At 60.3% G+C, this 748-nt stretch carries 1 pseudogene; it reads right to left on the reverse strand.

Annotation, left to right across the window (positions count from 1 at the left end):
- Positions 1 to 388, reverse strand: a pseudogene (locus tag EOA27_RS38785) (protein TolQ); the annotation flags it as partial.
- Positions 389 to 748: the final 360 nt, after the last annotated feature.

Below are 748 nucleotides of genomic sequence, written 5' to 3' on the forward strand. Positions count from 1 at the left end.
GCCTTTCCATCTCGCGCGTCAATGCCAGGTCCATGGCCTTGTCGATGCGGGTTTGCAGCGCCAGCGGCGACTTCGCGCCCTTTTCGAAGCTCTTCTTCCATTCGCGCATGGCGGCGACGAAGATCGCGCCCATGCCGGTGGTCTTGCGGTCGGCCAGCGTGCGGTAGAGGTCTTCGAGCGACTGCCCGGACCAGAAGACCTGCTCGAAGCGATTGAGGGCGAGGCGCATGCGGCTATAGGCGACGAGCTTGTCGATGATGATCGCCCAGGTCCAGATCGAGGCGCAGAGCAGGCCGATCATCACCAGCTTGACCACCCAGCCGGCCTGCATGAACAGGGCCCAGATCGACAAATGCGCTGCCGGATCGGCGAGTGCGATATTTTCCATCACTTAAGTCCTTAAGATTTTCCGGGCATCGCTGGCGGCTGGCCCATGGGCATCCCTTTGGTCCGATCGCGCGAAGCGTGAAGCTTGCGGGACACGCCCCGAATGCACCGTTTCGCGGCCTTTTCGAGGCAAATATTGGTGAAAGGAAGGCGCACGAATTGCGCCAATCTTCACCAATTCCTTCATGAACCGTTATGGTTAAGGATGGGTTAGGATGTCAGGCGCGGCGCATTGCCGCGCTTGGCAGGCGACCAATCAACAAGCGCCGCCGCAAGGGTATGCTGAGATTTAGGTCAGGCCGAGCCGAGAACGATGGCTTCCGAGAACCGGAGCGGAGCGTACTTCGGCATGTCCCGGAAA

The organism is Mesorhizobium sp. M2A.F.Ca.ET.037.01.1.1, from assembly GCF_003998075.1.
Lineage (GTDB): Bacteria > Pseudomonadota > Alphaproteobacteria > Rhizobiales > Rhizobiaceae > Mesorhizobium.